Origin of the sequence: Clavibacter sepedonicus, from assembly GCF_000069225.1 — a bacterium.
In the GTDB taxonomy this organism is placed as follows: Bacteria; Actinomycetota; Actinomycetes; order Actinomycetales; family Microbacteriaceae; genus Clavibacter; species Clavibacter sepedonicus.
Window position 1 is genome coordinate 202065 of sequence record NC_010407.1, and the last position, 21220, is coordinate 223284.

At 73.1% G+C, this 21220-nt stretch carries 19 protein-coding genes and 1 tRNA gene; 15 read left to right on the forward strand and 5 right to left on the reverse strand.

All coding sequences use genetic code 11. From position 1 onward, the window contains the following. The first annotated feature begins 329 nt into the window (after positions 1-329). The 4 genes from CMS_RS00850 (at position 330) to CMS_RS00865 (ending at position 4632) form a co-directional block, all read left to right on the forward strand. Positions 330-1280, forward strand: a complete 951-nt coding sequence (locus CMS_RS00850) for a hypothetical protein (RefSeq protein WP_012297646.1) — start codon at positions 330-332, stop codon at positions 1278-1280. Then, positions 1277-3097, forward strand: coding sequence for a DUF4012 domain-containing protein (locus CMS_RS00855; RefSeq protein WP_012297647.1), 1821 nt, complete (start codon positions 1277-1279; stop codon positions 3095-3097). The genes CMS_RS00850 and CMS_RS00855 overlap by 4 nt, the downstream gene beginning before the upstream one ends. A gap of 88 nt (positions 3098-3185) precedes the next feature. After that, on the forward strand, positions 3186-3770 hold the full coding sequence (locus CMS_RS00860) for a hypothetical protein (RefSeq protein ID WP_041464262.1): 585 nt from the start codon (positions 3186-3188) through the stop codon (positions 3768-3770). A gap of 319 nt (positions 3771-4089) precedes the next feature. Then, positions 4090-4632 (forward strand): hypothetical protein, encoded by a 543-nt coding sequence (locus tag CMS_RS00865; RefSeq protein ID WP_012297649.1) that lies wholly within the window; start codon positions 4090-4092, stop codon positions 4630-4632. 39 nt (positions 4633-4671) lie between these two features. On the opposite strand, the gene CMS_RS00870 is transcribed toward CMS_RS00865, so the two are convergent. Then, positions 4672-5199 (reverse strand): VanZ family protein, encoded by a 528-nt coding sequence (locus CMS_RS00870; protein WP_041464263.1) that lies wholly within the window; start codon positions 5197-5199, stop codon positions 4672-4674. A gap of 86 nt (positions 5200-5285) precedes the next feature. Here CMS_RS00870 and CMS_RS00875 point away from each other — a divergent pair, with 86 nt between their 5' ends. The 4 genes from CMS_RS00875 (at position 5286) to CMS_RS00890 (ending at position 10512) form a co-directional block, all read left to right on the forward strand. Next, positions 5286-6299, forward strand: a complete 1014-nt coding sequence (locus CMS_RS00875) for an LLM class flavin-dependent oxidoreductase (protein ID WP_223842680.1) — start codon at positions 5286-5288, stop codon at positions 6297-6299. Positions 6300-6391: 92 nt separating this feature from the next. After that, positions 6392-8626 (forward strand): transglycosylase domain-containing protein, encoded by a 2235-nt coding sequence (locus CMS_RS00880; RefSeq protein ID WP_041464264.1) that lies wholly within the window; start codon positions 6392-6394, stop codon positions 8624-8626. Between the two features lie 154 nt (positions 8627-8780). Then, positions 8781-10016: an acyltransferase family protein gene (locus tag CMS_RS00885; RefSeq protein ID WP_012297653.1), complete on the forward strand. Its 1236-nt coding sequence runs from the start codon at positions 8781-8783 to the stop codon at positions 10014-10016. A 40-nt stretch (positions 10017-10056) separates the two neighbouring features. Beyond that, complete coding sequence (locus tag CMS_RS00890) at positions 10057-10512, forward strand: hypothetical protein (RefSeq protein WP_223842681.1); 456 nt, start codon at positions 10057-10059, stop codon at positions 10510-10512. Between the two features lie 108 nt (positions 10513-10620). Here CMS_RS00890 and CMS_RS00895 read toward each other — a convergent pair. The 3 genes from CMS_RS00895 to CMS_RS00905 all read right to left on the reverse strand — a co-directional run bounded on the left by CMS_RS00895 (position 10621) and on the right by CMS_RS00905 (position 14242). Next, a tRNA-Pro gene (locus CMS_RS00895) sits at positions 10621-10694 on the reverse strand. 63 nt (positions 10695-10757) lie between these two features. Then, the gene (locus CMS_RS00900; RefSeq protein WP_012297655.1) at positions 10758-11702 is read right to left on the reverse strand and encodes a metallophosphoesterase; all 945 of its coding nucleotides are present in this window, start codon (positions 11700-11702) and stop codon (positions 10758-10760) included. Continuing rightward, a complete protein-coding gene (locus CMS_RS00905; RefSeq protein WP_012297656.1) occupies positions 11702-14242 on the reverse strand; it encodes a transglycosylase domain-containing protein in 2541 nt (846 codons plus the stop codon). Before CMS_RS00905 ends, CMS_RS00900 begins: the two co-directional genes overlap by 1 nt. 105 nt (positions 14243-14347) lie before the next feature. Here CMS_RS00905 and CMS_RS00910 point away from each other — a divergent pair, with 105 nt between their 5' ends. Together CMS_RS00910 and CMS_RS00915 are read left to right on the forward strand one after the other, a co-directional pair. Then, the gene (locus CMS_RS00910; RefSeq protein WP_012297657.1) at positions 14348-14530 is read left to right on the forward strand and encodes a hypothetical protein; all 183 of its coding nucleotides are present in this window, start codon (positions 14348-14350) and stop codon (positions 14528-14530) included. Then, positions 14530-14994: a RidA family protein gene (locus CMS_RS00915; RefSeq protein WP_012297658.1), complete on the forward strand. Its 465-nt coding sequence runs from the start codon at positions 14530-14532 to the stop codon at positions 14992-14994. Before CMS_RS00910 ends, CMS_RS00915 begins: the two co-directional genes overlap by 1 nt. A gap of 84 nt (positions 14995-15078) precedes the next feature. Here the strand turns inward: CMS_RS00915 and acs are convergent, their stop codons facing one another. Further along, positions 15079-17109 carry an acetate--CoA ligase gene (gene acs / locus CMS_RS00920; RefSeq protein WP_012297659.1) on the reverse strand — a complete coding sequence of 677 codons (2031 nt, stop codon included), beginning with the start codon at positions 17107-17109 and terminating at the stop codon, positions 15079-15081. 340 nt (positions 17110-17449) lie between these two features. Here acs and CMS_RS00925 point away from each other — a divergent pair, with 340 nt between their 5' ends. From CMS_RS00925 to CMS_RS00945, 5 genes are all read left to right on the forward strand, one after another. Then, the gene (locus tag CMS_RS00925) at positions 17450-18718 is read left to right on the forward strand and encodes a TadA family conjugal transfer-associated ATPase (protein WP_012297660.1); all 1269 of its coding nucleotides are present in this window, start codon (positions 17450-17452) and stop codon (positions 18716-18718) included. Then, positions 18715-19716 carry a type II secretion system F family protein gene (locus tag CMS_RS00930; RefSeq protein WP_012297661.1) on the forward strand — a complete coding sequence of 334 codons (1002 nt, stop codon included), beginning with the start codon at positions 18715-18717 and terminating at the stop codon, positions 19714-19716. Before CMS_RS00925 ends, CMS_RS00930 begins: the two co-directional genes overlap by 4 nt. A gap of 329 nt (positions 19717-20045) precedes the next feature. Next, the gene (locus CMS_RS16410) at positions 20046-20279 is read left to right on the forward strand and encodes a DUF4244 domain-containing protein (protein ID WP_174270075.1); all 234 of its coding nucleotides are present in this window, start codon (positions 20046-20048) and stop codon (positions 20277-20279) included. Then, a complete protein-coding gene (locus CMS_RS00940) occupies positions 20276-20677 on the forward strand; it encodes a TadE family type IV pilus minor pilin (protein ID WP_012297663.1) in 402 nt (133 codons plus the stop codon). The genes CMS_RS16410 and CMS_RS00940 overlap by 4 nt, the downstream gene beginning before the upstream one ends. After that, a complete protein-coding gene (locus CMS_RS00945; protein ID WP_012297664.1) occupies positions 20667-21023 on the forward strand; it encodes an Rv3654c family TadE-like protein in 357 nt (118 codons plus the stop codon). The genes CMS_RS00940 and CMS_RS00945 overlap by 11 nt, the downstream gene beginning before the upstream one ends. Positions 21024-21220: the final 197 nt, after the last annotated feature.

Here is a 21220-nt window from a genome sequence, read left to right on the forward strand (position 1 = left end):
GATCCGTGTCGTCCCGGCGGGCCAGGCGTCGGCCTGTACGATCCGGGTGACACCACCGCTCGACCCCGCATCTCCCGTTGCGCGGACCGGGGGCCCGTGCTCCACCGGAGGAGCGGGTCCCGGCTCGTCGGCGGGGCGCGGACCGGATCCGGCCGCCCGCGAGGGAGCGCCGCCCGCGCGCCGCACGATGCCCGCCACACCGGGAGACACCATGTCGGCTCACGCCGAGGCGCCACCGCGCCGCCTGCGAGGACGCCCGTTCGACCACCGCGCACCTCGATCCGCGGGAGCCGCGCGTGGCTAGGTCGGCGCCGGACGGCCGTAAGCCCATGGCCGTCACGGGACGCGCCCGGCGTCGCCGTCCGTCGCTCGGACGCCTCATCCCCGGTGTCGGCGTCACCGCCGCGGTCGCCTTCCTCGTCATCGACCTGATCCTCGTCTCGGCCGCCGTGACCCGCACCGGCGGGGGCTCCGGCGGCGAGGGAACGGCCGCCCCCGCGCCCTCCGCCTCCAGCACCGACGCCGCTGCGACGCCGACGCCCGCGCCGAGCGCCACCGCGAGCACGACGGTGGCCGAGCCCACCGTCTTCCTCGCGGCCGGGAACGCCGAGGTCGCCTGGCGCACCACGAGCGGCTCCTGCACGGGCGAGCCCGCCCGCATCCAGACCACCATCGACGAGGGCCGCACCTGGGACACCCGCTCGACGGGCTCCTTCGACGCGCGCCGGATCCTCGCCCTCCAGGTCGAGAGCCCGGACGTCGGCAGCGTCGTCGCCGACGTCACCGCCGCGTGCACGCGCACCACGCTCCAGAGCTTCACGGGCGGCGAGTTCTGGCGCGACGCGCCCGCGCTCACCGCGACGACCGCGTACGTCGACCCGGCGACGCCCGGCACGGTCCAGCTCGTGCAGGGCCCCCGGGACGCGCCGTGCGACGACGCCGTCCAGGTCGTCGACAGCGGACAGGCCGCCGCGGTGCTCTGCGGATCGGGCGCGCTGCACGTCCGCTCGGGCAGCGGCGACTTCCGCCTGATCGACGCCCCGGGCGTCCTCGCGCTCGCGCTCGGCACGGACGGCATCCTCACCGCGGGCACCGCCGGGTCCTGCGCCGGCACGAGCGTCGGCCGCATCGTCCCGGCCTCCGGCGCCGTGAGCGTCCTTGGCTGCGCGACCGCCGTGCCCACCAGCGGATCCGTGGCCCTCTCGGCCGCGGGTCGCGACGTCTGGCTGCTCACCGGCGATTCGGTCAGCATCTCCTCCGACGGCGGGGCCACCTGGTGACCTCGACGGCGGGCGTCGCGCCGTCGCCGCGTCGCCGCCGGGCACGACGCCCCTGGACGCGGCGCCGCATCCTTACGGTCGCCGGCGCCGCGATCGCGGTCATCCTCGTGATCTGGATCGTGTGGATCGCCGCCCGCGCCCTCCTCGCCCGCGGCGAGCTCGAGCAGGCCGTGCCGCTCGCGTCCTCCGTGCAGCGCGACCTCCTGGCGGGCGACACGGCAGGAGCCTCGTCCGGCGTCACCCAGCTGCGCGAGCACTCCTCGCGCGCGGTGTCGCTCACGGGCGATCCGGTCTGGGCCGTCACCGAGCACGTGCCCTTCGTCGGTCCGAACCTGCGCGCCTTCCGCGAGATCTCGAGCGTCGTCGACCGCATCGGCGGCGACGCGCTGCAGCCCGTCGTCGGGATCGCGGGCACCCTCGACGTCTCGAGCCTCACGCCGAAGGACGGACGGCTCGACCTCGCCCCGATCGTGGCCGCCCAGGAGCCCGTCCGCCAGGCCGACGACGCGCTCGACGCCGCGCTCGGCGACGTGAAGGCCATCGACACCGGCAGCACCATCCGACCGGTCGCCGACGCGGTCGCGCGCCTGGAGGAGACGGTGGGGAAGGCCGCGGAGACCCTGGCGGTCGTGCGCCACGTGACGGACCTCGCGCCCGCCATGCTCGGCGCCGACGGCGACCGCAGCTACCTGCTCATGTTCCAGAACAACGCCGAGGTGCGATCCACGGGCGGGATCCCCGGCGCCCTGGCGCTCGTCCGCACGGGGGGCGGCGGGTTCTCGCTCGCCGGCCAGGACTCGGCGCGCGCGTTCCCGCGGCTCGCCGAGCCCGCCCTGCCGCTGGATCCCCAAACCGCCGGCCTCTACGGCACCATCACGGGCCGCTACATGCAGGACGTGACGCTGACGCCCGAGTTCCCCCAGGCCGCGCCGCTCGCCGCCGAGATGTGGCGGCTCAAGCACGGCGAGGCGGTCGACGGCGTGATCAGCATCGACCCGGTCGCGCTCTCGTACCTGCTCGAGGCCACCGGCCCCATCACGCTCGCGACGGGCGACGTGCTCCGCTCCGACGACGCCGTCGACCTGCTCCTGCATGACGTGTACCTGCGCTACCCGAACCCGGACATCCAGGACGCGGTCTTCGCGAGCGTCGCCGACTCGGTGTTCGCGAAGGTCTCGTCCGGGGACGTCGACCCGGCCGCCCTGGTGAAGGCGCTGGGGCACGCCGCCGAGGAGCGCCGCATCCTGATCTGGAACTCGCGCGCCGACGAGCAGGCGACCCTCGACGGCACGACGTTCCAGGGCTCGCTGCCGACCGACAACGACGAGTCGACGGTCTTCGGCGTGTTCCTCAACGACTCGACCGGCGCGAAGATGGACTACTTCCTCTCGCTGCGGACCACGCTCGGGATGGCCATGTGCCGGGACGACGGCAGGCCGGACTACCGCACCGAGGTGATCCTCGGATCCACGGCCCCGGCCGACGCTGCCTCCCTGCCGTTCGTGGTCACGGGCGGCGGCGTGTACGGGGTGGCGCCCGGCGACGTCAAGACGCGCGTGGCGGTCTACGGGCCGCCCGGCACGGTACCGTTGCGCGTTCGGATCGACGGCCAGGAGACGCAGTTCCAGCCGGAGATCGTCGGCGGTCGGGCCGTCGCGCAGGTCGAGGTGACCCTGAAACCCGGTCAGGAGGTCCGCATTTCGGTGGACACCCTGGGGGACAAAAGGACCGACACCCCCCTCTCGATCGTGACCACTCCGGTAATTGACACGATCGCGACAGAGTTCCGCTCACTGCCCTGCGAGGCATCCCGGTAGTCTCCTCAGTGGGGGAATGATCGACGGCGGACCCGAGTCCGCTAGTGGCCCCTGTGCACCACGCAAAGCTCACATCTGGGGGAATCACTTGTTCAAGAAGATCATCGCCGGGGCGGCCATCGCCCTCGCCGCGACGTTCAGCGTCGCCACCGCCGCGAACGCGGACCCGTACACGCCCGAGGGCGGCGTCACCGTCAGCGACCCGACCGTCGCGCCGGGCCAGAGCACGACCCTGACCTTCGCGGACGGCTCCTTCGCTCCGGTCGTCCCCGTCACGATCACCATCAGCGGCGAGGACGCGGCCAACGCCACGCTCGCCTCCTTCCGCACGGCCCCCATGGCCGTGACGAGATCCTCCATCACCAAGAACTCGACCAGCGCCGGCGGCCTCCGCGTCACCGTCACGCTCCCCGCGGGTACTGCCACCGGCTCCTACGCCATCGCCGGCACCGACACGCTCGGCAACACGGTGTCGACGACGATCTCGGTCGTCGCGGCGGCCGGCAACGGCACCGCGACCGGTGGCTCCACCGCCGACGGCGCCGCGGGCCTCCCCGTCACGGGCGGCCAGCTGCCCGTCGTGCTCATCTGGACCGGCGGCGGCCTGCTGCTGCTCGGCGCCGCCCTCGTGGCGGTGTTCGCGACCGTCCGTCGCCAGCGCGCCACGGCCTGATCCGCATCACGACCCGCGTCGCCTGACTCCCTCGGGAGCCGGGCGGCGGAAGGCCCCGAGGCATCCGCCTCGGGGCCTTCCGCCGTCTCCGGGGCCGGATTCGGGTGTCGGTTGGCCCCAGTCCGGGGCGGATCCCGCCCGTGCACCTCCGCGCGGACCGGAGACGCGGCTAGCATCGCCGATGTGGGTTTACCCGACCCGCTGTCTGCCTGAGGCGTCGACCCGAAATCGCGCGCCGCGGACACCACCGCCCCGAGGCGATACCCGTCGTGCCCCCCCGCACGTCCGTCCCGGGCGCATCAGAGAAGGCACACCCGAGATGCTCGCCAAGACCCTGGCGGGCGCGTTCGTCGCGCTCGCGATCACCGTTTCCGTCCCCCTCGCCGCCCAGGCGGAGAACTACGTCCCCAAGGACTCCGCCCTCGCGTGCGGCGGCATGTCCGTCACGCCGGCCGCCGTCGCGCCCGGCGGGTCCGTCACGATCACCGGCGCGGCGGGATCCTTCACCGCGGGGGAGACGGTCGCCGTCCGCCTCGCCGCCACGGCCGGTGCGTCGGCCGCCGCGGGCGACCCGTCCGCCTCCGTCACGGCCGCGGCCGACGGATCCGTCACCGGCACGCTCGTCGTCCCGACGGCGGCGACCGGCACGTGGCGCGCCAACGAGACCGCTGCGTCCGGCGACCACTGGTGCGGCCTCGTCTCCGTCGTCCCGGCCAGCGCCGGCACGGCCGCGGCCAGCGGCACGCTGCCCATCACGGGCGGCACCCTGCCCACCGGCCTCGCGATCACCGGCGGCGGGCTGCTCCTCGCCGGCGCCGCGGCCGCGGGCATCGCGACCGCCCGCCGTCGCCGCGCCTCCTGACGCGCGACACCGCTCCCGACCCGACGCGGGCGGATCCGATCACGACCGGATCCGCCCGCGTCGTCGCGTCCGGGCGGCGACGAGCGCCGCGGTCGTCGCCCCGACGAGAGCACCGGCGCCGTTGGCCGCCACGTCGGTGACGGACGCCACGCGCGCCGGCAGGAACGCGCCCTGCGCGAGCTCCACCGATGCCGACAGCGCCGTCCCCGCGAGCACGACGATCCACCAGCGCGGAGCCCCGGACGCCAGCACGCCGAGCATGCCCAGCGGCGCGAACAGCGCGACGTTGGCGACCTCCTCGATCATCGAGTAGCGGAACCAGAGGATGCCGTGGTGCTGCACGAACACCACGCCGCGCATGAGGTGCGGGTACACGCCGCGGTCGACGCTGTCGGGCGTGAGCGTCACCAGCCCGATCAGGGCGACGTACGCCACGAGGAGCACTGCGGCCTGCCGACGGCGGATCCGGCGGCGCTCGCGATCCCGACGTGCGCCCCATGTCGACCGCCCGGGCACGGGGCCGTCCGCGGTCGCGCCCGGGGCGGGAGCGGGGGCGGCGGAATCCATGAGGGCCGCAGCCTAGCAACGCGCCCCGGCCGGGGAATGCATCGCCGACCCCGCCCGTTCTCCCCGGCGTGACCCACCTCGAACGCGTGCCCCTGGACGTCCTCGACCTCGCGCCCCGCCCGTTCGGCGGCACCAACGCCGACGCCGTCGCGGGCAGCATCCGCCTCGCCCAGGCCGCCGAGACCGCGGGGTACTCGAGGTTCTGGGTCGCCGAGCACCACGGCATGCCCGGGATCGCGAGCTCCGCCCCGGCCGTCCTCCTCGCGGGCATCGCCGGGCGCACGTCCACCATCCGCGTCGGCAGCGGCGGCGTCATGCTGCCGAACCACACGCCGCTCGTCGTCGCCGAGCAGTTCGGGACCCTCCGCGCCCTCTACGGCGACCGCGTCGACCTCGGCATCGGCCGTGCCCCGGGCACAGACGGCGCGACCGCGCTCGCGCTCCGCCGCCCCGAGGCGGGCCTCGGCGCCGACGACTTCCCGCAGCAGCTCCTCGACCTCATCGGCTTCTTCCGCGGCGGCATGGCCGACGACAACCCGCTGCGCGGCATCACGGCCGTGCCGGGGCTCGGCGACGTCCCGCAGATGTGGCTCCTCGGATCCAGCGGCTACTCGGCGCAGGTCGCCGCGGCCCTCGGGATCCGCTTCGCCTTCGCGCACCACTTCGCCGGCGACCGCACCGAGCAGGCGCTCGCGACGTACCGCGCGCGCTTCCAGCCGAGCGAGGACCTCGCCGCGCCGCACAGCGCCATCGCCGTGAGCGTCATCGCCGACGAGGACCCGGACGTCGTCGAGCGCGAGGCGCGCGCCGGCCGCATCACGTGGCTGCGCATGCGCCAGGGCGGGAAGCCGCAGCCCGTGGATCCCGCCGAGGCCGCCGCGTACGAGTTCAGCGACCTCGAGCGCGAGATCATCGGGGCGCGCGACCGCCGCCAGGCCATCGGCTCGCCCGACGCGGTCCGGATCGGCCTCGAGCGCCTGCTCACGAGCACGGGGGCAGACGAACTCATCGTCGCGCCGTCGTCCACGACGCTCGACCACCGCATCCAGACGCTCCGCACTGTGCGCGATCTGGCCATCGGGGAGGCCCGCGCGGCCTGATTGCGAGTGCACTCATCACATTTCGGCCACGGGGAGCTGGGACCATACCTGCGGCGGACGCCGCCGCTCAGGGCGCGGGTTAGATTCGTACCATGAGGAAAACTGACCTGACCATCTCGACCCGGTTGGGCGCGTTCCTCGGACTCGTCGGCATGAGCACGATCGCCGGCGTGCTCGTCGCCGCCATGGTGACCCCGGCCATCGCCGTCTCCGGCATCGCGGCCAACAGCACCATCGGCGTGTTCGAGGACATCCCCGACAACCTGCAGATCGACAACCTCGCGCAGAAGACGGTCCTTTACGCCAAGCAGGGCGACAACCAGGTGCCCTTCGCCGAGTTCTTCTCGCAGGACCGCGAGGAGGTCCCGTGGGACGCCGTGTCGTCGTTCGCGAAGGACGCCGCGATCGCGACCGAGGACCCCCGCTACTACGAGCACGGCGGCGTCGACGTGCTGTCGGCCGCCCGCGCCCTCGCGCAGAACGTGCTGAACAAGGAGGTCCAGTCGGGCGCCTCCACGATCACCATGCAGTACGTCCGCAACGTCCTGGTCCAGAAGGCCCAGAACATGGTCGACTCCTCCGACGAGGCCACGCAGGCCGAGGGCCGGAAGGCCTTCACCGAGGCCACCCAGCCCGACATGCCCCGCAAGCTCAAGGAGATGCGGATGGCGATCGGGGTGGAGAAGAAGTACTCCAAGAACGAGATCCTCCTCGCATACCTCAACATCGCGAACTTCGGCAGCCGGGTCTACGGCATCGAGTCGGCGGCGCGCTACTACTTCAACGTCTCCGCCGCCGACCTCACGCTCGAGCAGGCCGCGAGCCTCATCGCGACGGTCAATGCGCCCGAGGTCTTCAAGATCGACAACCCGGACAACCTCGAGCGCAACAAGGAGCGCCGCGACCTGCTGCTGCGGAACATGCTCAAGGAGCAGAAGATCACGCAGGAGCAGTACGACACCGCCTCTGCCGCGGCGATCACGCCGACGATCACGCCCTCCACGAGCGGCTGCATCCAGGCCAACCCGATCTCGGCCGCGTACTTCTGCGACTACGTGAAGAACGAGATCCTCACGAACCCGGAGTTCGGCGCGACGCCGGCGGAGCGCGACGCCGTGCTCAAGCGCGGTGGCATGCAGGTCTACACGACCCTCGACCTCGACATCCAGGGGAACGCCGCGGAGCAGATGCGCAAGCAGGTGCCCACGACCGCGCGCTTCACGAAGATCGGCGGATCCGTGGTCTCCCGCGAGGTGAAGACCGGCCGCATCATCGCGATGGCGCAGAACACGGACTACGGCGTCGCGGCGGACCAGCCGGGCGTCACCGAGATCAACTACTCGGCCGACAAGGCGCACGGCGGCTCCGCCGGGTTCCAGGTCGGATCGACGTACAAGATCTTCACGCTCGTCGACTGGCTGAAGAGCGGGAAGTCGATCTACCAGACGGTGAACGCGTCGAAGACCACCTGGTCCGCCAGTGAGTTCACCCGCTGCGGCGACAACCTCGCCGGATCGCCGGACTACAAGGTGACGAACGACACCAACACCGGCGCCACGTCGAACCAGAACGTGCTCGCGGCGACGGTGGCGTCCGTGAACTCGGCGTTCGTCGCGATGGCCAGCCAGCTCGACCTCTGCGACATCAGCAAGACGGCCACCGAAATGGGCGCCTACAACGCGGACAAGCGCGACCTCTCGAGCTTCCCGTCCGACGTGGTCGGCTCGGGCGGCAACACCGTCGCCCCGCTCCAGATGGCGACCGCGTTCTCCTCGGTCGCGAACCAGGGCAACATGTGCCCGCCCATCGCGATCGACAAGGTCGTCCTCCCGGACGAGTCGGAGCTCGTCACGCCCAAGAGCGAGTGCGCGCAGGCCATGAGCCCCGAGGTCGCCAACACCGCCGCCTTCACGCTCAAGGCGGTCATGGGCGGCACCGGAGCCGCATCGAACCCGCGCGACGGCACCGAGATCATGGGCAAGACGGGCACGACCGACCGCTCGAAGGACACCTGGTTCGTCGGATCCTCCACGGAGGTCACCACGGCCGTCTGGGTGGGCAACGTCGAGGGCTTCGCGTCCATGCGCCGCAACGTCCTCAACGGCTCGGCCGCGGACAGCGCGCGTCACCGGATCTTCAAGCCGTTGCAGACCTTCATCGACGACCGCTACCCGGCGGAGGGCTTCCCCGCTCCGAGCAGCACGCTGACGAAGAAGCCCTACGTGCCGCCGGCACCGAAGCCCAGCCAGTCGGCGGCGCCCACGGCACCGGAGGCACCCGCTGCTCCGGCGGCACCCGCCGAGCCCGCCCCTCCCGCGGAGGGATGAGCCCGCGCTCGATGGGGAGCGCGCGCCGACGGCCGTCGCCTCCGGGCGGCGGCCGTCGTGCTGTGCGTGGCCCGGTCCCGCTTCCCGCGGCTCACGCGGATCGGGCGCCTCGTAGACTGGACGACCGCCGATCCACCGACCCGGGAAGGCCATCATGACCGGGACCCCGACGTCCGCACCGGCTCGCGTGCGCACGCTCCTGCCCGGCATCGAGGGGCTCCGCGGGATCGCCGCCGTCGCCGTCCTGCTGTACCACGTGCAGCGCCAGCTGGCCCGGCCGACAACCGACATCCCGCTCGTCGGGGAGGTCGCCTTCTTCAGCCACGGCGTGACGCTGTTCTTCGTGCTGAGCGGATTCCTGCTGTTCCTGCCGTTCGCCCGCGGCCTCGTCGACGGCGTCCCGATGCCGCGCCTGTCGCGCTACGCCCTCAACCGCGCGCTCCGCGTCTTCCCCGGCTACATCGTGGTGCTGCTGCTCGTGAGCCTCGTGCTGCGCGTCGCGATCCTGCCGCGCGAGACCCGCGACGCCGGGATCTTGGTGGGCACGCTCGGTCCGCTCGACACCGTCCTCAACGCCCTCCTGCTGCAGGGCTACGCGCCGCGCACGCTCCGCAGCGGCATCGAGGTCGCGTGGACGCTCGCCGTGGAGGTGTCCTTCTACGTGCTCCTGCCCATCGTCGCGCTCCTCGCGGCGCGGCTGCTGCGGGGGCGGGCCACGTGGATCCGTGCCCTGACCCCCGCGGCGGTGCTCCTGCTGATCGGCGTGGCCGGGAAGGTCTGGTCCATGATCGCGCAGGCCCCGCTCGGCCACCGGGGCCGCCTCGCGAGCGAGTGGGGCGTGACGTGGGAGGCGGTCGCGAACCGCAGCATCCTCGTGCACGCGGACCTCTTCGCCTACGGCATGGCGGCGGCGATGATCCTGCTCACCCTGTCCGCGGACGCGGGCCTGCGCGATCGCGTCGCGGCCTGGCGCGTGCCCGCCGGGATCGTCGCCGCCGCGCTCATCGTCGTCGCCTCCGAGGCGCCGGTGGGCGCGTTCGAGGAGAGCATCGTGGCCTTCTCGTGCGCCACGCTCCTGCTCCTGGTGGCGCTGCCGCGGCGCGGCGGATCCCTCGGCCCGGTCACGCGCTTCCTCGAGCTGCGGTGGATCGCCTGGCTCGGCACGATCTCCTTCAGCGTCTACCTGTGGCACCTGCCCGTGATCCGGTTCCTCCGCCGCGCGGGCCTGGTGCTCCCGGACACGCTCGCCGGCTTCGCCCTCAACACGCTCGTGGTGGGCGCGGTGACGCTCGTGCTCTCCGCAGCGACCTACTACGCGATCGAGCGGCCGGCGCTCCGGCTGAAGGACGTGGACCGTCGATCGCGCGCCGACGCCCGGAGGAGGCCGTGACCTCCGAGAGCCCGTGGGCGTCCTCACGGGATGGCCTGCGGTGACGCCGGAGATCCCGACGGGCCCGCGGATGCGGCGGACGGGGCTCGCGCTCACCTCGGCGGGAGCGTGGTGGTGCATCGGCGTCGCGCTCTCGTTCCACGAGATCATCTTCATCTCCCTGGCGTCGTCGCCGACCGAAGACGAGAGGGACGCCACCGTCATCGTCGTCGTCCCCCTGGGCATCGCGGTGATCGCGGCCTTCTCGGTCAGCGTGCTGTGCTTCCGCCACTTCGGGATCGTGAGGTCCGCGTGGGCGTTCCCCGTCCTGGTCGTCGCGGGCGCCCTCGTCGCCGCAGCCCAGTTCCCGCTCTCGGCAGGTCCGTACGGGTACTGGCTGTCCGAGCTGCCGCGACCGGTGCTGCTCGTCCTCTGGTCGGGGCCCGCTCTGCCGGCCGCCGTGATCCTCGTGCTCCTCCACGTCGTCCTCCGCGTGCGTGAGCGGCACGTGGGGTGACGCCCGGCGCAGGTCGCACGGCGTCCGAACGACGAAGGGCCGCTCCTGGGGGAGCGGCCCTTGGTCGTTCATGGCTGTCGTGCTGTGCCTCCCGGAGGAGGCGGTGTGTCGGGGTAACAGGATTTGAACCTGCGACCTCTTCGTCCCGAACGAAGCGCGCTACCAAACTGCGCCACACCCCGATGGCCCGAGGGCCGGGCTCTACGATACCCGATGTTCACGCGTCCCGAGTACGCCGCGGGCGGTCAGACCGCCGTGAGCGTGAGCAGCGTCGCCTCGGGGTAGCAGGCGAAGCGCACGGGCGCGTAGATCGACGCGCCGAGGCCCGCGCTCACGTGCAGGAACGCGGCGCGCTCGGCATGCGGCCAGACGCTGAGGCCCTTCACCTGGCGACGCGGGATGTCGCAGTTGGTGACGAGCGCGCCGTAGCCGGGGACGCAGACCTGGCCGCCATGGGTGTGCCCGGCGAAGATCATCCGGGCGCCGTTGGTGACGAACGAGTCGAGCACCCGGCGGTAGGGTGCGTGCGCCACGCCCATCGAGACGACCGGCGCGTCCGAGGCGCCCTGGTAGGCGTCCCCGTCCTCGCGCAGCGCGTCGAGCGCGCCGGGGAGCGCCTCGAGGTGGTCGAAGTCGCGGTGCGGGTCGTTCACGCCGAAGAACTCGAGCAGCGTGCCGTTGACCTCGATCGCGCCCGCGGCGTTGTTGAGGTCGACCCAGCCGAGCGACGCGTAGAGCCGCTCGAGCCGTGCGAGGTCGAGGTCCGCGGGGCGCTGCGTGGCGTGCGTGTTGGCGGTGAAGTACTTGAACGGGTTCTTCATCATCGGCCCGTAGTAGTCGTTCGAGCCGTGCACGAAGACGCCGGGGATCCCGCGGAAGGCCTCGAGCGTCTCCTCGACCGCGACGATGCCCTGCTCGTGCCCCGTGTTGTCACCGGTGTCGACGACGAGGTCGGGCTTGAGCTCCGCGAGCTCGCGCACCCAACGCTGCTTCTTGTGCTGCCACGGGGCCATGTGCATGTCCGAGAGGTGGAGCACGCGGATGGGGTCGGCGCCGACGGGGAGCACCGGCACCGTCACCTCGCGGAGGGTGAAGCGGCGTCGCTCGTAGAACGACGCGTACGCGAAGACCGCCGCGCCGGCGGCTGCGACGCCGCCGACGGTGCGCGCGATCGTGCCCACGACGCCCATCAGCTGCGTCCGATGTAGAGCGTCACGGGGCCGCCGCTCTGCTGGCCGGCGGCGGGATCCGTTCGGGTCGCCTTGCCGATCTGCGAGTTGTCCTGCACCTGCTCCTGCGCCATGGTCACGTCGAAGCCGGCCGCGCGCAGGGTCTGGCGAGCGCTCGTCATGTCCTGACCGCGCACGTCCGGGACGGTGCCCGGGGTGCCCTGCTGCAGGCTCTGGCCGGGCCCGCTGCTGATGAAGACCGTGACGGTGGATCCGCGCGCGGCGTTGGCGCCGGCGCCCGGGTCGGATCCGGCGACCTGGCCGGCGGATACGGAGGAGGCGCGCGCGCCGCCCTGGGCGAAGGACAGGCCCGCTCCCTCGATGGCCGACTGGGCGTCAGCGGGCGACATGCCCGACACGTCCGGCACCTGGACCGTCGGCGTGCGGGTGAGGTCCGCTGCCGGGCCGGGGAAGGCCGATCCCTTGTAGACCGCGTTCACGGACTGCATGAACGGCTTCCACACGGCGAAGCGGGCGGTGGACATGAGCTGGCCGTTCGGGAGATTGGTGGTGCGCTGGCGGATGTCCTGTCCGCCGTAGCTCCCCACCCAGATCGCGGTGGTGACCTCGCTGCTGGATCCGACGAACCAGGTGTCCTTGGCGCGATCCGTGGTGCCCGTCTTGCCGATGAGCGGCGTTCCGTCGTTCGTGTTGGCGGCGGCACCGGTGGCGCCCATGACACCCGCGAGCGCGTACGCGGCCGTGTGGGCGACATCCGGGCTGACGGTCTCCGTGCAATTCGCCGACGGCGGTGTGACCTCGGTGTCATCGGGGAGCACGACCTTGTCGATCAGGATCGGCGTGCACGTGGTCCCGTTGTTCGCGACCGTGGCGTAAGCCGAGGCCATCGTGAGGGGTGCGATGTTGTTGCCACCGGAACCGATGATGTCGGAGACGAGACCGGAGAGCGGCTTGCTCTTGTCCGCCTGGTGGATCCCGATGTCCTTCGCGGTCTGCACGATGCCGCACATGTCGAGCTCTGACGCCATGGCCATGAACGCGGTGTTGGTCGAGTTCGCCGTGCCTGACATCACAGTGCGATTCGCGCCCGGAGCCGCGCCGTCGTTCGTGACGACCAGCGGCTTCGAGCTGAGAGTCCCACCTGTGCAGGAATCCCGGAAGTCGCTCCCGGACCACGTCCCCTTGGAGGAGTTGACGACCTCGTTGACCGAGTGCCCCTCCTTGAGCCACTCGAGCAGGGTGACGAGCTTGTACGTCGATCCCACCTGGAATCCCCGTGACCCGCCCATGTCCTGGTCGGTGTTGAAGTTGACGCTCTGCACACCGGCGCCCGCGTTGTTGCCGTAGTCGGTGTTCTGGACCATGGCGATGACGCGACCGGTCTTCGCTTCCACGCTCGTCATCGCCGATCCGAGCTCCGGGATGCTGTTCATCGTCGTGGGGATCTGCTTGCGCATGTCGTCCGTGGCCTTGGCCTGCAGGTCGAGGTTCAGCGTCGTGTAGATCTTGTAGCCGTTGCGGTTGAGGTTGCGGCGGGCCTCGTCGGGACTGGCACCGAATTCCTTGGAGTTCTCGACGGTGTACTTCACCGCGTCGCAGAAGTACGCGGCGCTGGCGGGCTGCGCGGCGTTGCAGCCGCTGACCGAGGGCGTGATCGCCGGTGTCACGGGGGTGGCGATCGCCTCGTCGTGCTGCTGCTGCGTGATGCTGTGGTGCTTGAGCATGTTGTCGATGAGGATGTCGCGGCGCTCCTGGTTCGCCTTGACGTTCCCCGGCTCGTCGATCCGCAGGGCGGTCGGGTAGTTCACCGTCGCGACGAGGCTCGCCGCCTGGGCGATGCTCAGGTCCTTGGCGTCGACGTTGTAGTAGTACTTCGCGGCCGACTGGATGCCGTAGACGCTGCCGCCGTAGTTCGCGATGTTGAGGTAGCCGAGCAGGATGTCGTTCTTCGCGAACTTCTTCTCCAGCCCGATCGCGAGCCGCATCTCCTTGAGCTTGCGGGCGGTCGACTCCTGCGTCGCCTCCGCGTACGCCTTCTTCCCGGCGTCGGGATCCGTCTCGGCGAGCGTCTCCGCCTTCTGCACGAGCACGTTCTTCACGTACTGCATGGTGATGGTGCTCGCGCCCGACTCGACGCCGCCGCCGATGACGTTCTGGGCGAGCGCGCGGAACGTGGACTGCACGTCGACGCCGCCGTGCTCGTAGAAGCGGGGGTCCTCCGTGTCGACGGCTGCGGCCTTCGCGTTGTCGGAGACCTCGTCCCAGCTCACCTCCTGGCGGTTCTGCGCGTAGAACTCGGCGAACTTGACCGGCTGGCCGCCCTGCGTGGCGTACAGCTCGGTCTTCTGGGCGAGGTTGTCGATCTGCAGGTAGTCCGGCAGGTCCTCGAAGAGGCCGATCGTGTTGTTGGCGGCCAGGCTCGTGACGGCGATGGCGGGGGTGACCATCGCGGCGACCAGCACGCCGGCCACGGCGCTCATGCCGAGGACACCCGTGAGCGCGGCGGCGACGCGGCCGGGCGTGTTCTTGGAAGCAGACATAGACTCCAGAGTACGGGAAGGGTGTACGGGATCCCGTGAGACCTGTGCGCCGGCCGCCCGCGCCCGTCCCGTCATGCATCCAGACCCGACCGGCAAGGAGCCGAGATGACCGCAACGCCCGCGCAGTGGGAGTACCTCACCACGCCGCTGATGATCCACAATACGGCCGCCATCCTCAACACCTGGGGGTCGCAGGGCTGGGAGCTCGTGCAGGTCGTCACCGGCCCCGAGGGCGGGCTCGTCGCGTACATGAAGCGCCCGGTCGCCGGCGCAGAGCACGGCGCCTGATGGGCGCGATCTCCGAGCGGCTGGCCGAGCTCGGCATCGAGCTGCCCGCGGTCGCGGCGCCCGTCGCCGCCTACGTCCCCGCTGTCGTGCACGGCGGCCTCGTCTACACGAGCGGCCAGCTGCCGTTCGTCGACGGCGCGCTCGCTGCGACCGGCAAGGTCGGCGCCGAGGTGTCCGCCGAGGACGCCAAGGCGCACGCCCGCACGTGCGCGCTCAACGGGCTCGCGGCGGCGGCGGCCGCGGCCGGCGGCATCGACCGCATCGCGCGCGTGATCAAGGTCACCGGCTTCGTCGCCTCGGCCGAGGGCTTCACCGGGCAGCCCGGCGTCATCAACGGCGCGAGCGAGGTGCTGGGGGAGATCCTCGGGCGCGCGGGGATCCACGCGCGCTCCGCCGTCGGCGTCGCGGAGCTGCCGCTCGGCTCGCCCGTCGAGGTCGAGCTCGTGGTGGCGCTCGTCGAGTAGCCGCCTCCCGCCGGAGCGGGCACGTGAGGAGGGCCGGGTGCGCAGCGCACCCGTCCCTCCTGCCGTCCCCGTCGTGGTGTCGGGTCAGCCCGCGCTCATCCGGTCGCTGATGACCTGCATCACCTGCGTGTCGGCCAGCGTGGTCGTGTCGCCGATCGCCCGGCCCTCGGCCACGTCGCGCAGCAGCCGGCGCATGATCTTGCCCGAGCGCGTCTTCGGCAGCTCCTGCACCACGAACACGCGGCGCGGCTTGGCGATGGCACCGATCTGGTCGGACACGTGCTTGCGGAGGACCTCGTTCGGGTCCTCATCGCCGAGCGCGCTCGCCTCGGCCGAGCGGAGGATCACGAAGGCCACGACGGCCTGGCCGGTCGCCTCATCGGACGCGCCCACCACGGCGGCCTCCGCGACGTACGGATGGGCGACGAGCGAGGACTCGATCTCCGCGGTCGAGAGGCGGTGCCCGGAGACGTTCATCACGTCGTCGACCCGGCCGAGCAGCCAGATGTCGCCGTCCTCGTCGAGCCGCGCGCCGTCGCCCGCGAAGTAGCGGTCGCCGAAGCGGTCCCAGTACGTCTCGCGGTACCGCTCGGGATCGCCCCAGATGCCGCGGAGCATGCCGGGCCACGGCTCGGTGACCACGAGGAGGCCGCTCTCGCCGCGGGCCACGGGCTCGCCCTGGTCGTCGACCACGGCGACCTGGATGCCGGGGATGGGGGACTGCGCGGACCCGGGCTTCGTGGCGGTGACCCCGGGGAGCGCGGAGATCATGATGCCGCCGGTCTCCGTCTGCCACCACGTGTCGACGACGGGCACGTCGCCGCCGCCGATCACGTCGCGGTACCAGCGCCACGCCTCCGGGTTGATGGGCTCGCCGACCGAGCCGAGCAGCCGGATGGAGGAGAGGTCGCGCGCGTCCGGGATCTCGCGGCCGGTCTTCATGAAGGAGCGGATGGCGGTGGGCGCCGCGTAGAGGATCGTCACCCCGTGCCTCTCGACGATGTCCCACCAGCGGCCGGGCGCGGGGGAGTCGGGCGTGCCCTCGTAGATGACCTGGGTGGCGCCGTTGGCGAGCGGGCCGTAGACCACGTAGCTGTGGCCGGTGATCCAGCCGACGTCGGCCGTGCACCAGTAGACGTCGGTCTCGGGGTGCAGGTCGAAGACGTTGCGGTGGGTGTACGCGACCTGCGTGAGGTAGCCGCCCGAGGTGTGCAGGATGCCCTTCGGCTTCCCGGTCGTGCCGCTCGTGTAAAGGATGAAGAGCGGGTGCTCGGCCTCGAACGCCTCCGCCACGTGCTCCGGATCCGCGGCGGCGACGCGTTCGTGCCACCAGAGGTCGCGGGCGTCGTCCCACTCCACCTCGTTCTCGCCGCGCCGCACGACGAGGACGTGTTCGACGGATCCGGCGGATCCCACGAGCGCGGCGTCTACCGCGGACTTCAGCGGGAAGACCTTGCCCTTGCGCCAGCCGCCGTCCGCGGTGATCACGATGCGCGCCGCGGCGTCGTCGATGCGCGCCCGCAGGCTCTCGGCGCTGAACCCGCCGAACACGACCGAGTGGACGGCGCCGATGCGAGCCACGGCCAGCATCGCGATCACGGCCTCCGGGATCATCGGGAGGTAGATCGCGACGCGGTCTCCCGCGACGACGCCCAGGTCGCGCAGGGCGTTCGCCGCGCGCTTGACCTCCGCGGTGAGCTCGGCGTAGGTGAGGTCGCGGGTGTCGCCGGGCTCGCCCTCCCAGTGCAGCGCGACGCGGTCACCGTGCCCGGCGAGCACGTGCCGGTCGAGGCAGTTGTAGGCCACGTTGAGGCGGCCCTCGGGGAACCAGCGGGCCACGGGGGCGTCCGACCAGTCGAGCACCGTCTCGAACGGGGTCTCCCAGGTGACGAGCTCGCGGGCCCGGTCGGCCCAGAAGCCGAGGCGGTCTGCGGCGGCGGATGCGGCGAGGGACTCGTCGGCGACCCGGGTCGCGCAGAAGGCCTCCGACGGCGGGTGGACGGGCCCCGGGTCGGGCGACGGCGGGGGAGCGGTCGTCCCCTCCTCGTCCTGTTCGCGCGCGGCGGGCCTCGGGGCTCCGTGCTCGGTCGATCGGGGGTTCGTGGACATCGTCATCGTCATCCTCTCCGCGACCCACGTTAGCGGGTGGGCACCTCGGCACCGCGGGCGACGGGTGGTGGACGTGGCGAAGTCCTTGGCCGGGAGTCCGGTGGGGGAACGGCCAGAACGCGCCGAACCCTCCCGTGGCGGGAGGCGTGCGGCGTATGCTCATGCCGTCGGGCCAAGCCCGGCGTGTGGCGGATCCAGGATTCCCCCGATCCTTCGTCACGTGGCGGCGCCCGTTCCCCCGATGGGCGCCGCCCCTCTCCTCCTCCCCAGCACGTGACGGCGACGCCTCCTCCCCGCGTCGGGTGCGCCCGGTATCGCTCCGCACGCCCGCGCATAGCCTCCGCGCATGGTCGAGTGGCAGGCATCCGTCGTCGGTCGGGGCGTCCTCCCGGGGGAGGCGTCGCGGCACAGGTCCGCAGGGGGCGCGGGTCCGGGCGCGAGCGCGCGTCCGCTCGTCGCCGCCGCGGCGTTCGTCCCCCGGGCACGGACGCCGGGCGGGACCGTCCCCGGGGCGGACCCGTCCATCGTCGGAGGATCTGACGCCGGCGTGGCCCTCCGGCTGCCCGGGGGCGATCGCGCCGCCGAGGCCGCATCGACCCCGCCCTCGCGCCGGGTCCCGTCCGCCCTCGGTCCCCTCGCCCCTCTGGCCCGGGATCCTCGGACGACCGACGTGTTCGTCAACGGGGACGGCGAGGTCTGGGTGGACCGCGGATCCGGGCCCGAGCGCCGACCCGACGTCGACCTCGGCGGCGAGCCGTCCGTGCGGGCGCTCGCCGTGCGGCTGGCAGCGGAGGGCGGGCGGCACCTGGACGAGGCAGCGCCGTGCGTCGACGTCCGGCTGGGCGACGGGATGCGCATCCACGCGGTCCTGCCGCCCGTGTCGACGCGCGGCACGCTGCTCTCGATCCGGCTCCCCTCGCGGGCGAGGCCGACGCTCGACGCGCTCGACGCGGCGGGTGCGTTCCCGCCCGGCTGTCGCGCACTGCTGGAGGAGGCGGTGCGGCGGCGCACGAACCTCCTGATCACGGGGGCGGGCGGCAGCGGGAAGACGACCCTGCTCGGCGCGCTCCTCGCCCGTGCGGATCCACGGGAGCGCATCGTGATCGTGGAGGACGTCGCCGAGCTGCGGGTGCGGCACGCGCACGTCGTGTCGCTCGAGGCCAGGCAGGCGAACATCGAGGGGGCAGGGGAGCTGTCGCTGCCGCGCCTGGTTCGGGAGGCGCTTCGGATGCGGCCGGACCGACTGGTCGTGGGGGAGTGCCGGGGCAGCGAGATCCGGGAGCTGCTCGGAGCGCTGAACACCGGGCACGACGGAGGCGCAGGCACCCTGCACGCCAACGGCGTCGCCGACGTCCCCGCCCGACTCGAGGCGCTGGGCGCGCTCGCCGGCATGGACGCCGTCACGACGGCACGGCAGGCGGTGAGCGCGATCGGTCTCGTGATCCACCTCGCACGCACGACGCAGGGGCGTCGGGTGACGGCCGCCGGGCGCCTCGTGACCGGCGTCGATGGTCGCCTTCGCGTCATGCCGGTGCGATGGGATCCCGCGACGGTCCCGGTGGCGCGGGCCGCCGTGGCTGCGTCGGCGACCGACGCGCACGGGAGCCGCGCGTGATCCGGCGCGCACACGCCCTCCGGTCGCGTCTCCGGGGCGCAGGCGACGAGGCGGTCGTCGAGGAGACGGAGGAGATCGCCACGTTCGTGCGACGCCTCGCGGTCCTGCTGGGCGCGGGGCTGCACCTCGAGCGCGCGTGGTCGCAGCTGGCGCCGCCGGGCGGACGGGCCCGACGCGGCGAGCGCGCGGTGCCCGCCCTGGTCCGCCGGGTGGCCTCGGGGGCAGGATCCGCTCCGCTCGCCGAGCGCGTCGTGGCGGCGGCCACCGCGGTCGAGCCGGCAGGCGGAGCCACCGCGGGATCGTGGTGCGCGCTCGCCGCCGGGCTCGAGGTCGCGGATCGCACGGGAGCGCCGCTCGCGCGGTCCCTCGACCGGCTCGCCGTCTCCCTCGTCGACATCGCCCGAGTCCGCCGCGACGCGGGGACGGCGCTCGCCGGCCCGGTGGCGACCAGCCGCACGGTGCTCCTCATGCCCGGTGCCGGTCTGCTCCTGGCGGCAGGGCTCGGGTTCGATCCGCTCCGCGTCCTCGTGACGACCCTGCCCGGGTTGGCGTGCCTCGGCGTGGGTTCCTCGCTCGTGGCGATCGGGTGGCGGTGGAACCGCGACCTGGTGAGACGCGCCACGCCGCACGAGCCGGCACCTGGGCTCGTCCTCGACCTCGTGGCGATGGCCATGTCCGGCGGGGCGTCCGTGCCTCGGGCCGTCGCGGTCGTCCGCCGTGCATGCGAGCGCGCCGGGCTGGGGGAGGCCGACGACCTCGACGCCGTCGGGCCGGTCGTGGACGCGGCGGCACGCACGGGCGCACCCGTCGCGGTGCTTCTGGCGAGCGAGGCGGAACGGATCCGCAGGGACGCCGCCACATGGGCCGAACGCGCTGCGGCGCGTCTGGCCGCGCGGCTCATGCTGCCGCTGGGCGTGTGCGTCCTGCCGGCGTTCCTGGCGGTGGGCGTCGTGCCGATGCTGCTGGCCGTCGTGTCCTCAACACTCGGCCGCGGATGACGGCGTCCACCGTCGCGGGTCCCGACGCGGGTCGAGCCCGGCGGACGGGGCATGGTGGCGTCCCGGTCGATGGTCGGCGGGGACAGGACGGCGGGCATCGCCCGTCAGAGGGAGAGGACGAGGACATGGGACGAATCGAGGAGCGGACGCACGCGATCGACGCGCGCGGCGCGGACGCCGAGGCGGCTCGGGGGCCCGCATCCGGGATGACCGGAGCAGCGATGGCGCCGGAGGGCCGCGCCGTCTGGCCGCTGGCCGCCGCGCGAACGGCTCCGACGCGATCATCGGGGCGGGCCACGAGCTGCGCGGGGATCTGCGGCGGAGAGGTCGTGACGGCCTCCCCGGGGCTCGTGCCCTCGCGGTCAGCGCGTGTCGTCCGGGCAGCGCGTCGTGCTCTCCTCTGCCGCGCACCGGGCGACGCGGGCGCGGCCACCGCCGAGTACGCCATCGCGACCATGGCGGCGGTGGCCTTCGCCGGGCTGCTCGTGGTCATCCTGCAGAGCGACGAGGTCCGCGGGATGCTCCTCGACCTCGTGCGGCGCGCCCTGACCTACGACCGGTGATCGCGCTCACCTCGGCGGAGGGGCATCCGCACCGCGATCCGCATCCGCACCCGGTGGCGGATCGCGGGGCGGCGGCTGCGGAGCTGGCGGTCGTGCTGCCCGCGGTCGTGCTGGTCCTCGGGCTGTGCCTCGGGGCCGTGCAGACGGTCGGCCAGCAGGTCGTGCTGACGTCCGCGGCGGAGGAGGCGGCCCGGAGCATCGGCCGCGGGGAAGATGCGGGCACGGCGGCGGCGCGCATCGAGGGCGCCGCCGCGGGAGCGTCCATGGCGGTGGATCGGACGGGTCACGCCGTATGCGTCCGGCTCACCGCCCCCAGCCGGTTCGCGCCCGCTGGCGCGGCCGGGCTCCGCGTCCAGGCGAAGGGCTGCGCGTGGCAGGAGGATCCGGGTGCCCCGTGACGGCGACACCGGCTCGGGCACCGCGCTCGCGGTCGGCGTGCTCGGCGCCGTCACGGCCCTCGCGCTCGCCACGGTCGCCGTCTCGTCCGTGCTCGTGGAGAGGGCGGCCGCGGCGGGGGCCGCGGACTCCGGGGCGCTCGCCGCGGCGGACGTCGCGGCCGGGTTCGCTGTCGGCTCACCCTGCGCGGCGGCCGAGGAGGTCGTGGTCGCCGCCGGGGCGGCGCTCACGGGCTGCGAGGTCTCGGGCACGACGGCGGTCGTGGAGGCGGAGCGCGGCGGTCCCCTGGGCATCCAGGTGACGGCGCGTGCGCGAGCAGGTCAGCCGCCGGCCCGGGCACCGGGATGACCGGCGTGGGCGCCCCGGCCGGGCGTCGACGCCCTCCGGTTCGTCTCCGGACGCGCCGGGTCCAGAGCGTCACTCGGCCGGCCCAGGAGGGCGGACGAGCCTGGGTCGGGCGTCCGGGTCGGGCCTCGGACAGGCGCTCCGGCCGGGCCGCCGAGGAGCCGAGACGCGTCGCGTCCAGGCCGCACCGCGATTAGGTG

Excerpts from the sequence above, each read along its gene's own strand:
- CMS_RS00850 (WP_012297646.1), top strand. The coding sequence starts at position 330 with ATGGCCGTCACGGGACGCGCCCGGCGTCGCCGTCCGTCGCTCGGACGC.
- CMS_RS00865 (WP_012297649.1), top strand. The coding sequence starts at position 4,090 with ATGCTCGCCAAGACCCTGGCGGGCGCGTTCGTCGCGCTCGCGATCACC.
- CMS_RS00870 (WP_041464263.1), bottom strand. The coding sequence starts at position 5,199 with ATGGATTCCGCCGCCCCCGCTCCCGCCCCGGGCGCGACCGCGGACGGC.
- CMS_RS00880 (WP_041464264.1), top strand. The coding sequence starts at position 6,392 with ATGAGGAAAACTGACCTGACCATCTCGACCCGGTTGGGCGCGTTCCTC.
- CMS_RS00885 (WP_012297653.1), top strand. The coding sequence starts at position 8,781 with ATGACCGGGACCCCGACGTCCGCACCGGCTCGCGTGCGCACGCTCCTG.
- CMS_RS00900 (WP_012297655.1), bottom strand. The coding sequence starts at position 11,702 with ATGGGCGTCGTGGGCACGATCGCGCGCACCGTCGGCGGCGTCGCAGCC.
- CMS_RS00905 (WP_012297656.1), bottom strand. The coding sequence starts at position 14,242 with ATGTCTGCTTCCAAGAACACGCCCGGCCGCGTCGCCGCCGCGCTCACG.
- CMS_RS00910 (WP_012297657.1), top strand. The coding sequence starts at position 14,348 with ATGACCGCAACGCCCGCGCAGTGGGAGTACCTCACCACGCCGCTGATG.
- CMS_RS00915 (WP_012297658.1), top strand. The coding sequence starts at position 14,530 with ATGGGCGCGATCTCCGAGCGGCTGGCCGAGCTCGGCATCGAGCTGCCC.
- acs (WP_012297659.1), bottom strand. The coding sequence starts at position 17,109 with ATGACGATGTCCACGAACCCCCGATCGACCGAGCACGGAGCCCCGAGG.
- CMS_RS00925 (WP_012297660.1), top strand. The coding sequence starts at position 17,450 with ATGGTCGAGTGGCAGGCATCCGTCGTCGGTCGGGGCGTCCTCCCGGGG.